This window comes from Flavihumibacter petaseus NBRC 106054, assembly GCF_000974785.1.
GTDB classification, from domain to species: Bacteria; Bacteroidota; Bacteroidia; order Chitinophagales; family Chitinophagaceae; genus Flavihumibacter; species Flavihumibacter petaseus.
In genome coordinates, this window is sequence record NZ_BBWV01000006.1 from 66,197 (window position 1) to 78,154 (window position 11,958).

Here is an 11,958-nt window from a genome sequence, read left to right on the forward strand (position 1 = left end):
TGATAAGCATTAAAAAAGGGCTGCAACCGCAGCCCTTTTTTAATTGGAAATATATTAAGCGTTCCGGTTGATACAGTTAAGATCCTGGAATGCCTCTTCGAGACGGGAAACAAATACATCCTGACCTTTGCGCAGCCAAACGCGTGGATCATAGTATTTCTTGTTGGGTTTTTCAGCTCCTTCGGGGTTGCCCAGCTGGCCTTGCAGATAGGCTTCGTTCTTTTTGTAATAACCGAGAACACCTTCCCAGAAAGCCCATTGCATATCGGTGTCGATATTCATCTTGATTACGCCGTAACCCAGCGCTTCACGGATCTGTTCCTTTGGACTTCCGCTGCCACCATGGAATACAAAATACACAGGTTTGTCTCCGGTTTTAAAGTGATCCTGGATATAAACCTGGCTGTTGTGCAGGATTTCCGGACGAAGTTCCACGTTGCCCGGGCTGTATACGCCGTGCACATTACCAAAAGCAGCAGCGACAGTAAACAGGTTGCCTATTTTGCCAAGTTCTTCATAGGCATAGGCGACGTGTTGAGGCTGAGTATACAATTTATCGTTTTCAACACCACTGTTGTCCACGCCATCTTCCTCACCACCGGTTACGCCGAGCTCAATCTCAATGCTCATGCCCAGCGGTTGCATGCGTTTATAAAACTCAACAGAGGTATGGATGTTTTCTTCGAGACTTTCTTCTGACAGGTCAAGCATGTGAGAACTGAACAACGGCTGACCCTTTTCTTTTTTGAAAGTTTCACCTGCATCGATCAGTGCACTGATCCAGGGGAGCCATTTTTTGGCAGCGTGGTCGGTATGGAGCACAACGGGTACGCCATAGTATTTTGCCACGTTATGGATATGGAGCGCGCCGGAAATAGCGCCAGAAATATTTGCCTGCAATTTGTCGTTCGGCATGCCTTTTCCCGCAATGAACTGGGCGCCTCCGTTGGAAAACTGGATAATAACGGGAGAGTTCACTTTTGCTGCAGTTTCCAGGGTTGCGTTGATCGAGTCTGTGCCTACGACATTTACCGCTGGCATTGCAAACTGGTTCGATTTGGCATCATTGTACAGGGCCTCTAATTCTTCTCCAAAAAGCACCCCGGAACGGTATTTTTTCATCTTTGTTTGGTTGGTTGATCTTAAAAATGAGCGCTAATATACCAACTAATCTTCAAAACGACCCTTGAAGCGGGGGATGAGGAAGAGGTTTTTGCGGAGGCAGACCTTCAGGTGTTCCTTCACCAGTTTGCCCATATTATGGCATTTCAGAAGGTGCTGGTTATGATGGTGGAAGCTGCTCAGTTCCTCAGACAACTGGCGCATTTTTTCCGGGGTCGAAATGCGGTCTTTCCCCATGATATCCAATAGCTCCTTAATTCTGTAACGGGCAGAAACCAGCCGGAAGGTCATCATGGTACGCTCTTCCGTCTGGTATTGTTCAATGGATTCTTTGTTGAGGTATTTCAAGGCGGTTTCCACCAGGGGGAAATTTTGCCTGAAGAACTGCGGCAGATACAGGTTTTTCCGCCCTTCGTAGGACTGCTGATCAAAATCAATAGCCCGGATGCGGTATTGAAAGTCCTCAATATCAGGGGTAATATCTACCACGAAATTGTAGCTCCGCATGTCGCCCAGCAACCTTACAAAACAGCGTTCATTGAATTTGACAAACTCTTTCGCGAGCCTGATCTTGTTCGTTTCCGGTCTGTCCAGGTGCTGGTTGATAAAAACGTCTCCGGGTATTCCGGGAATGTGTTCTTCCACCAAAGTCTGATTGTGCGTGAAGAACGTTATCCTGTTTGGAGACAGCATGTGTTCCAGTTCAAGGCCGTAAATACGGGATGCATCTGCTACCTTGATGTAGTAGTGGTCGTAATTGTCGTTGAACTTATTCACGATCCTGACACGGAAAGGCTGGGAGTTGCCGAAAGCACAATAGTCCACCCTGGCTACATCAAGGTGTTTACTGTAACTCATATCCCCTTCTGTTTTCAGAATGGCGTAGATCCGTACTAATCCCTCCCGGAGATAATCCCATTCACGCTTATCATATACTACTGATTCCCACATAGTTGGCTTGCCTTCCTTATCAGTCAGGGGAAGGGTGTAGGTAAATCGCTGAAGATCCCGGTAGGCAACCGGAAGTTTTACTTCCCGTCCATGTTGTTTCAGAAACGCGTGCAGGCGTTCATTTACAGGAAACATGGGTTTTTTCCTGGAAGGCTTTCCGGTGAAATTTTCGTCAATAGGCAGTTTACTAAACAAGGTCCAGATGTCGGTGAAAGTGTAAAATACGTATTCAGCCCGAATGCCCGGCTGCTATCGTCGTAAGCAACTCGGTAAAGTAACCCGGACTCAGCAATAAACGGCTGCCGTACCAGCTGAAGAATTCCCCGTTAACCAGTATGGTTTTGGCTGTGGGCAGGAGCTTGCTCCATTCTGCAAGATCTTTCTGACCGAACCGGTAGGGCTCCGACGATAGCATGATCAGGTCAGGGGCTTTCTCAATCAGCTCGTCCACACTGGTTTTGGGATACCTGGTCTTACTGCCGAATACGTTTGTCATGCCCATACGGTTCAGCATATCATGAATGAAAGTGTCGTTGCCAATGGTCATGTACGGGTTCTTCCAGATCAGGTAGGCCACCCGCAAGGATGGTGTGCAGGGCCTGATCGCAGCAAACCGGCTGGCTATGGTCAGCGCAAGGGCATCAGCCGCAGTGCCGGTACCGGTTAGCTTTCCAAGAACGGCAATCATGTTGAGTGCCGAAGGAAGATCAGTCACATCAGTTACCCACACACGAAATTGTTTGCTGAGTGCCAGCACCTGCTCCCTGGAATTTTCTTCCTTATTGGCAATGATAAGATCTGGTTGAAGCGCTTGTACCCGTTCAATCCTGACATCTTTTGTACCGCCGACACGAGACCTGGAATGATACCATTCTGAAGGATAGATACAGAATTTGGTGATTCCGATAACGCGGTCACCAAGGCCGAGCGTATATAACAATTCAGTTTGGGATGGAACAAGCGAAACTATGCGCTGAGGAAGCATGCGTGCACCTTTTGTGCAAAGAAAATGAAAGCAGGGAACTTTATTGGAGGAAGGAGAGACCACTTTCGGCCTCCTGCCTTACATGCTTGGACGAGCTGCAGGGCAGGAGGGTGCCGGATTCGTTAAGTGGTTTTAAGGATTTGGTGGTTTTCACCTGACATTGGATTCATGAAACCTAACTAAACTTACTAAAAACAGATTTTGGACGATTGGTTACTGGACTTGGACTGGTTTGGGTTTTGGTTTCACGGGATTCTCTGGTCTTTCTAAGGATTTTGATGCTGATTTCTGGTCTGGTTTTTTTTAGGATTTAGGAAATAAAAGGAAGTTGACTGATACTGGATTTCTTAGGTTTTGGTCTTAGGAATTGGATTTGGTTCTCGGTTTTTGGATCTTGGCTTTTAAGGGTCCTGGTTTCTCTGGATAATTGGATACGATCAAATGATCAATCAACTTCTGATACAAATGTAGTCGGCATAATTGTGGTAGCCTAGAGCGCATTTGCTTAATTTTAACACTTCAGTATTTCCCACATTACTCGTAACTATTCAGCGGCGGGCCTGTGAACTGTACGTGGCAACAGATCGTAGAATTACGATATTTGCCCCTTCCGGGATCTGTTGAAATCTAATGAAACTCTTTACGGTGGCCGATTTGCAACGATTTCCAAGAATCATGCACCGAGGGCTTGCAAAACATCGTATTTCGTAAGGATCTGGTAGTTCCCCGCATCGTCCCTGCTTAAAACTGCGCCATTTTCGCGATTTATCAGGGTACTCAGTTTCTCAACCGGAGTAAGGAATTCTACAACCGGAAACGCTGACTCCATCACTGTTTCAACCTTTGCCTGCCGGATTTCCGGGTCAGAAAAGATCTTCTGAAACAGCCCGCTTTCGCTGATAGAACCGACGAGACTTTCCTTTTCCATTACCGGGATATGTTCGATATCGTATTTCCGCATAAGGTCAACGGCTTCGGCAACGGTCTGGCCTGGTTGCAGGGTAATCAGTTTCTGCTTGTTTCCTCTTCCCGCTACGATATCCCTGAATGTTTTTACATCCAGAAAGCCCCTTTCCATCATCCACTGATCATTATAAATCTTGGCCACATACCGGCTTCCGTGGTCATGAAAAATACAAACCACCACGTCATCATCTTTCAGGCGGTCTTTGAGCTGCAATAGTCCCTGCAGGCAACTTCCGGCGCTATAACCGCAAAAAATACCTTCCTCCCTTGCCAGTTTCCGCGCCATGATCGCCCCGTCTCTGTCTGTCACCTGTTCAAAATGGTCGATTACCGACATGTCATAATTCTGCGGCACGAAGTCTTCGCCAAATCCCTCAGAGATATAGGGGTGTACTTCATTCATGTCAACCTCTCCTGTGCGGAAGAACTTGGTCAGGAGCGATCCATACACATCTATTGCCCACACCTGGATACCTGGATTCTGTTCTTTCAGGAATTGAGCTGTACCGGTAACCGTTCCCCCTGTACCAGCTGTACACACGAGATGCGTTATCCTTCCGTCGGTTTGACGCCATATTTCTGGGCCGGTCGTTTCATAGTGTGCCAGCCGGTTGGCCAGGTTGTCATATTGATTGCAGTGAAAGGAATTGGGAGTTTCCCGTGCAAGCCGCCTCGCAACAGAATAGTAGGACCTTGGATCGTCAGGTTCAACATTTGTTGGGCAAACAATTACTTCTGCCCCAACTGCTTTCAGAATGTCCATCTTTTCCTTACTCTGCTTGTCGGTTGTGGTAAAGATGCATTTGTAACCTTTCACCACCGCTGCGAGCGCCAGCCCCATTCCCGTATTACCGCTGGTGCATTCGATGATGGTTCCACCGGGTTTAAGTTTGCCTTCTTTTTCTGCAACCTCTATCATTTTCAGTGCCATCCGGTCTTTGATGGAATTGCCGGGGTTGAAATAGTCCACCTTTGCCAGGATCGTCCCCGGGACGCTTCTGGTAATTTTGTTAAGCCTTATCAGTGGTGTATTTCCAATCGTTTCGAGAATATTATTTTTGATGTCCATGGCATGCTTTTGCCATGCAAAGGTAATATTTCTAAAAAGGGCACTATGAAACTGTATTTCATTCCTGGATTGGGAGCAGATAAAAGGGTGTTCCGGCATATTCATCTCCCGGAACCCTTTGAGATAGTGCATGTGGAATGGCTGAAGCCTGAAAAAAATGAAAGTCTGAAGCATTATGCGATCAGGATGGCAGAGCAGTTTGACCGTTCACAGAAATGGGGAGTAGTGGGGCTGTCATTCGGGGGGATGCTGGCGACAGAAATACAGCAGGCCTTTCATCCCGATCGTACCGTACTCATCTCCAGTTCCGCGGGTAGCTCACAGATCCCACCATATTTCCGGTCGCTGGGCGCTCTCAAACTTCATCGTTACCTGCCGATCGGGATATTTAAACAGGCCTCGCTGGCAAAAAGAATCTTTACAACTGAAACAGATGAAGACAAGCGGCTGCTGCGTGCGATAATCCAGGAATCAGATCCTGCTTTTATCCGGTGGGCAATTGGTGCCATCATCGGGTGGAAATCTGAAAATACACCGCCGGACCTGTTCCATATACATGGTACACGAGACAATCTGTTGCCGATCAGGTACCTGCACCCCACCCATGTTGTTGCGGGCGGGGGACACCTGATGATCATGAACCGGGCAATGGAAGTAAATCAAATGCTGATTGAAATTTTTGCTGCCTGACCGCGACCCGTTACATTTGCCCTCCTGAAAAACAGTGATTATGGATCCGAAGTATCTCCCCGTCATTGCACAAAAACTTTCGCTTTCCCTGAAGCAGGTGAATAACGTAAGCGATCTGCGTGCTGAAGGTGCAACCATTCCTTTTATGGCCCGTTACCGGAAAGAAGCCACCGGCAATCTCGATGAAGTGATTATAAATTCAATTGTTGAAGAGCTGCAGTATTTCGGTGACCTTCACAAAAGAAAAGATACAGTACTGAAAACGATCGACAGCCAGGGAAAACTGACTGAAGAACTGCGGAACAGGATTGAATCCTGTGTAGACGCCACTGTGCTTGAAGATATTTACCTGCCCTACAAACCCAAACGGAAAACAAGGGCCAGCCAGGCAGTTGAAAAAGGCCTGCAGCCACTTGCTGACCTTTTGTGGGAGCAGGGATCTGTACAGCCTGAAACTGCAGCCACCGGCTATCTGACAGACGATGTAAAAACAGTGAAAGATGCCCTGCAGGGTGCAAGAGACATAATAGCAGAAAAAATAAGTGAGCAGGAGGATGCCCGTAATGCGGTAAGAAAAATATTTACGGAGCATGCAATTCTGGTGTCCCGCGTGCTGGGTTCAAAAAAGGAAGAAGCTGAGGCACAAAAGTACCGTGACTATTTCGAGTTCAGTGAGTCATTGTCGAAATGTCCGTCTCATCGCATGCTGGCCATCCGGCGTGGTGAAAAGGAGGGTTTCCTGCTGATGGATATTAATATCGACAAGGCGATAGCAGTTGATGCATTGGAGAAACTTTTTCTGAAATATAATGGCAGTGAAGCCGGAGCAGAGATAAAATCTGCCATTGATGATGGCTTCGATCGCCTGCTGAAACCCAGCATTGAGAACGAGTATCGTATGAGCAGCAAACAATCTGCTGATGATGAAGCCATCAGCGTGTTTGCCGAAAACCTGCGGCAATTGTTGCTGGCCTCGCCCCTGGGAAACAAAAGGGTGCTGGCCCTGGATCCTGGTTTCCGGACTGGTTGCAAATTGGTTTGCCTTGACGCACAGGGCAACCTCATCCACAATTCAACCATTTATCCTCACCCGCCACAAAATGAATCAGTTAAAGCAAGTGAAACCCTGCGGCATCTGGTAGCGAAATATGATATCGAAGCCATTGGTATTGGCAACGGTACCGCAGGTCGGGAAACGGAAAGCCTGGTACGCGGCATTGATTTCGGAAAATCAGTCAGTGTATTCCAGGTAAACGAAAGCGGTGCTTCCATTTACTCGGCTTCCGAAGTGGCACGCGAAGAATTTCCTGAACAGGATATCACCGTGCGTGGTGCGGTCAGCATCGGCAGGCGCTTGCTGGATCCGTTGAGCGAACTGGTGAAAATTGATGCCAAGTCAATCGGTGTCGGCCAGTACCAGCACGACGTTAATCAGACCCGCCTGAAAGACAGCCTGGATAAAGTGGTAGAGAGCTGTGTTAACCACGTAGGGGTTGACCTCAATACTGCCAGCAAGCACCTGTTGATGTACGTATCCGGACTCAGTGCGACACTGGCAAAGAACATTGTTGAGTTCAGGGCAAAGAACGGCGCTTTCGGTAACCGGGAAGAATTGAAAAAAGTTCCCCTGATGGGTCCCAAAACATTTGAACAATGCGCTGGATTCCTGCGGATCCGGGATGCGAAACATCCCTTGGATAACAGTTCCGTGCACCCGGAATCCTATCATGTGGTGGAGCAGATGGCTAAAGACCTGGGTTGTTCGGTAAGTGACCTTATACAGGATGCTCTTCTCCGTAAAAAGATCAATCGTCGCCAGTATATTTCAGAAACCATTGGTGAATTTACAATCAGCGATATCCTGCAGGAACTGGAAAAACCCGGCCGCGATCCACGTCCGCCGATTGAAGTATTCCAGTATGACGAGCATATCAAATCAATTGAGGATGTAAAGGTGGGCATGAAGGTTCCGGGCCTGGTAACGAACATTACCAAATTCGGCGTATTTGTTGATATCGGCGTCAAGCAGGACGGCCTGATTCATATTTCCCAGCTGAGCAACACTTATGTAAGTGATCCTTCCACAGTGGTAAAATTGCAGCAGGCCGTTATGGTCACCGTTACGGAAGTGGATGTTGCCCGGAAGCGCATCGGGTTATCGATGAAAGATGCAGCCCGGTCAGCTCCCCACCAGAAAGCCGCTAAGGGCCTTCAGCCGAAACCTTCCCGTGAAGCCGAACCAGCAGATAATTTTGCGGCTAAACTGGATGCCTTACGCAAGAAGTTCAAATAAATATACCCTAAAGTGGTACCGGGAATAATACCGGTCGGAGCGGGTGATTTCCGGGGGCGTCCGGGTGTCTGGCTTTGAATAGCTTTGATAGTTCTAAACAGACGCTGATGAAAGAGCTTACCACTGCACAAACTTTCTGGCACGATGTGGAAATGATAGTGTTGCCCTTTTTACTGGGTTGCCTGATGACTACTGTCATTGCTGTAGTGCTGTATATCCGGCGCAGGCAGTCTGGTTTTTAGTTATTTTAGCTGCGCTATGTCGCATCTGTTGTTTCATGACGGACAGTTTTATCGTGACGATAAAGTTATTGCTGGTGCCAATAGCCGCGCTTTGCGGTATGGCGATGGCCTTTTTGAAACAATGGTCTGGCGCTTCGGTACAATTCCCCTGTTCCAATTTCATGTTGAGCGATTGTTTCATGGCATGCAGTTATTGGGGTTTGAAAAACCCGTTGATTGGAATGATGCCTGGATAGCAGAACGGATCCGCCAGCTGGTACACCGCAACGGACATGAGCCTTTGGCCCGGATCAGGCTGATGATTTTGCGTGGCGATGGTAGCCCTTTTGATCACCGCAACAATTATCCTCACCTGATCATGCAGTCCTGGTCCCTGCCACAGCACACCCGCGAATGGCAGCAGGAGGGCCTGAAAACAGGTCTGCATGAAACCGCCCGCAAGGCAATCGACGGTATTGCCAATTGCAAAACCAATAATTACCTGCCCTCACTGCTGGCTGCCCGCGAAGCTGCTTCCCGGCACTGGGATGATGCGTTGTTGCTCAATACCGCCGGCCGCATTTGTGAGTCGTCCATTGCCAACTGCTTTGTGTTCATGGAAAATAAGTGGCTGACACCACCCCTTGGTGAAGGTCCGGTTGCCGGCACTGTTCGCCGGCACATTCTTGAAACTGCTGAAACGAATGGTGTTCCTGTTGAAGAAAAACCATTGAATGCGGGGGATTTGTTTAACGCCGATGCCATGGTACTCACCAATGCGGTGCAAGGCCTGCGGTGGGTGAGTAGTTTTGGCAAAAAACATTTCAGCAATGAACCTTCAAAAATCCTGTTTGATGCGTTAGTGCGACCTTTGATGGTATGACAAAACAGGATGGTATTGCGGTGATGTGGTTCAGGCGTGACCTGAGACTGGATGATAATACGGCACTTTACCATGCATTGCGCTCCGGCATGCAGGTACTTCCGCTCTTTATTTTTGATACGAACATCCTCGATGACCTGGGCGACAGACATGACAGGCGGGTGGAATTTATACAGCTGCAGCTGCACCGGCTGAACAGTCAACTAAACGGGCTGAACAGCAATTTGCAGGTAAGAACAGGAAAACCCGAAGAGGTATTTTCGGCACTACTTAAGGAGTATCCCATAAAAGCGGTTTTCACCAACAGGGATTATGAGCCTTATGCTATTCTGCGTGATGCCCGGATAAAAGCCATGCTGGAAGCAGCAGAAGCTGTCCTGCTTACTTACAAGGATCATGTCATTTTCGAGAACAGGGAGGTTGTTAAGGATGACGGCAATCCTTACACGGTATTTACGCCATACAGCAGAAAATGGAAAAAGCAGCTTGAGCCGGCCATGCTCAGGGGGTGGCCGGTAGAAAAATATACCGGGAACTTTTTGTCACTAAAGGCTGACGCCGTTCCGACACTTGAATCCATCGGATTCAGGGCATCAGCGATGCCATTTCCTGGTAAAGAACCTGACAGGGTGCTGATCCGGCATTACAGCGATCAGCGCGATTACCCCGGTATTGCCGGCACTTCAAGGCTTGGGATTCATCTGCGGTTTGGCACCATCAGTATCAGACGACTTGTCACTTTAGCACAACAAGTCAACGATACCTATCTGAATGAATTGATCTGGCGTGATTTTTACCAGATGATCCTGGCCAATTACCCGGCAGTCGGAAACGGAAAAGCATTCAAGCGTGAGTACGACAATATCCGGTGGCGGAATAACCAGCACGAATTTGATGCATGGTGTGCTGGACTTACGGGATATCCGTTGGTAGATGCCGGAATGCGGGAGTTGAATGCAACAGGTTTTATGCATAACCGGGTAAGGATGGTTACGGCTTCTTTCCTTTGCAAACACCTGCTGATCGACTGGCGGTGGGGTGAGGCTTATTTCGCGAAAAAGCTGCTTGATTATGATTTTGCTTCAAATAATGGTGGCTGGCAGTGGGCTGCCGGAAGCGGGTGTGATGCTGCACCATATTTCAGGATCTTCAACCCGGCTTTACAGGCAAAAAAATTTGACCCTGATGGTGTTTACATCAGGCATTGGTTGCCTGAACTGGAGGGGTTTGGTTACCCTGAACCGATAGTGAATCACGAATTTGCCCGCGAGCGGTGCCTTGAAGCATATAAAGCAGCCATCAACCAGCGTTGAGCTGATGCCAGGTTTCCTGTAGCTGGTTAATTGCTTTTTTGCCCTTCTCGCCCCAGTACAGGGAGTAGTCGTTTACATACAACTGAATATGTTGCCGCATTACGGAAAGTGCCATTTCCTGGGAATGCTGTTGCACGAATTCCGTAAGATCCGGATAATTATGCCAGGCATAGCGGATACTTTCCCGGATCTTTTCTTCCAGTAAATGCGCCAGCCTGTCGTCCATATTTTTTCTGACTACAATGCCACCTAACGGAATCGGACAGTGCAGGTGCGATTCCCAGTATTCGCCAAGGTCTACCACTTTGTGCAGTCCTTTATCAGCATAGGTAAAGCGGTTTTCATGAATGATAACGCCAGCATCAACCTGTCCGCTGAGCACAGCATCTTCAATTTCATGAAACACGAGGAAGGTTTTGTTTTTAGCATCCGGAAAAGCCAGGGAAAACAGCAGGTGAGCGGTAGTGTTCCTGCCTGGTATGCCAATTCTAAGGCCGGAGATATTGTCTGTGGAAACCGGCTCGCGGGAAATCAGCAGCGGCCCAACGCCTGCTCCCAATGCACCGCCTGGTTCCAGCAGGCGGTAGCGGTCTTCCAGCAAGGGCCAGACGCCGTAACTGATCTTGGTAGCGTCGAGTTTTCCGGAAAGCGCCCATTCATTCAGTGTCTGAACGTCTTCCAGGTGAAGATGGAACCTGAATGGACCCGGATCGATCCGCCCGTTCACCAGGGCATCAAAAATGAAAGTGTCATTCGGGCAGGGCGAAAACCCCAGGGATATTTCCATGATTACACTTAAAGGGATTCTAACAAACGGATCAGTTCTTTGTTCAGGTTGCCGATAGCAAGCGGCATGTTCCAGTTTTTCTTGTTCCGGTCACCGATATAATTGGAAACGGCACGCAATTGCAGGAAAGTTACATGTTCCATCAGGCAGGTATAATGCAGTGCCGCGCCTTCCATGGATTCCAGCTGCGCCTGATATTTTTCCGCATGGGCGGCAATTCTTTTTTTACTCGTGGAAATTTCGTTTACGGTAATCCCGATAGCCTTTTTAAGGCGTGTTCTCCTGATCAGGTTCGTGTACGGATTAGGCAATACTCCCTTGCGGTAAGGCAGCTCCCCCGGAGACGCGAGGGAAAGATCAAACACATCCCAGAACCCGTCTTTTTCCTGAACGCCCTGGTCGGCCACTACGTCCTGTTTAACGGCAAATACCGATCCTATGGCAATTTCCGGGTCAAAAGCACCCGCAACTCCGGCCTGAATGACCAGGTCGGGCTTGCGATGCTGCAGGTACCGCGACAGGGCATAGGTAGCGGCCATATTGCCCACACCGGTCACCAGTATGTCAATTTCCATATCGATGTGATCCAGTTTCTCTGTTAGTCCCAGGTGATCGGTAAAAGGGGCGATTTCAAATGGAGTGGCAGCTACCAATAAGCAATGCATGAAGGGCGTTTAT

Annotated in this window: 11 protein-coding genes; 5 read left to right on the forward strand and 6 right to left on the reverse strand. The window is 48.5% G+C overall.

The features are described from left to right. Positions 1-54 precede the first annotated feature (54 nt). The 4 genes from fbaA to FPE01S_RS23540 form a co-directional block, all read right to left on the reverse strand. On the reverse strand, positions 55-1,122 hold the full coding sequence (gene fbaA / locus FPE01S_RS23525) for a class II fructose-bisphosphate aldolase (RefSeq protein ID WP_046371575.1): 1,068 nt from the start codon (positions 1,120-1,122) through the stop codon (positions 55-57). A 45-nt stretch (positions 1,123-1,167) separates the two neighbouring features. Continuing rightward, complete coding sequence (locus FPE01S_RS23530; protein WP_046371629.1) at positions 1,168-2,208, reverse strand: hypothetical protein; 1,041 nt, start codon at positions 2,206-2,208, stop codon at positions 1,168-1,170. 94 nt (positions 2,209-2,302) lie between these two features. Beyond that, complete coding sequence (locus FPE01S_RS23535) at positions 2,303-3,058, reverse strand: helical backbone metal receptor (RefSeq protein WP_046371576.1); 756 nt, start codon at positions 3,056-3,058, stop codon at positions 2,303-2,305. Between the two features lie 673 nt (positions 3,059-3,731). Next, positions 3,732-5,093 carry a pyridoxal-phosphate dependent enzyme gene (locus FPE01S_RS23540; RefSeq protein WP_046371577.1) on the reverse strand — a complete coding sequence of 454 codons (1,362 nt, stop codon included), beginning with the start codon at positions 5,091-5,093 and terminating at the stop codon, positions 3,732-3,734. 45 nt (positions 5,094-5,138) lie between these two features. Between FPE01S_RS23540 and FPE01S_RS23545 the strand changes: the two genes are divergently transcribed. From FPE01S_RS23545 to FPE01S_RS23560, 5 genes are all read left to right on the forward strand, one after another. Then, a complete protein-coding gene (locus FPE01S_RS23545; RefSeq protein ID WP_046371630.1) occupies positions 5,139-5,783 on the forward strand; it encodes an alpha/beta fold hydrolase in 645 nt (214 codons plus the stop codon). Positions 5,784-5,823: 40 nt separating this feature from the next. Next, positions 5,824-8,076, forward strand: a complete 2,253-nt coding sequence (locus FPE01S_RS23550) for a Tex family protein (protein ID WP_046371578.1) — start codon at positions 5,824-5,826, stop codon at positions 8,074-8,076. A gap of 107 nt (positions 8,077-8,183) precedes the next feature. Continuing rightward, positions 8,184-8,318: a hypothetical protein gene (locus FPE01S_RS26385; protein ID WP_281176226.1), complete on the forward strand. Its 135-nt coding sequence runs from the start codon at positions 8,184-8,186 to the stop codon at positions 8,316-8,318. A 16-nt stretch (positions 8,319-8,334) separates the two neighbouring features. Further along, positions 8,335-9,180, forward strand: a complete 846-nt coding sequence (locus FPE01S_RS23555; protein WP_046371579.1) for an aminotransferase class IV — start codon at positions 8,335-8,337, stop codon at positions 9,178-9,180. After that, entirely contained in the window at positions 9,177-10,493 is a 1,317-nt protein-coding gene (locus tag FPE01S_RS23560; protein WP_046371580.1) for a cryptochrome/photolyase family protein, read from the forward strand. Before FPE01S_RS23555 ends, FPE01S_RS23560 begins: the two co-directional genes overlap by 4 nt. On the opposite strand, the gene FPE01S_RS23565 is transcribed toward FPE01S_RS23560, so the two are convergent. Both FPE01S_RS23565 and mqnB read right to left on the reverse strand, forming a co-directional pair. Continuing rightward, a complete protein-coding gene (locus FPE01S_RS23565) occupies positions 10,480-11,280 on the reverse strand; it encodes a 1,4-dihydroxy-6-naphtoate synthase (RefSeq protein ID WP_046371581.1) in 801 nt (266 codons plus the stop codon). The two genes, FPE01S_RS23560 and FPE01S_RS23565, sit on opposite strands and share 14 nt — an antisense overlap. Before the next feature lie 8 nt (positions 11,281-11,288). Next, on the reverse strand, positions 11,289-11,945 hold the full coding sequence (gene mqnB, locus FPE01S_RS23570) for a futalosine hydrolase (RefSeq protein ID WP_072054044.1): 657 nt from the start codon (positions 11,943-11,945) through the stop codon (positions 11,289-11,291). Between the last annotated feature and the right edge of the window lie 13 nt (positions 11,946-11,958).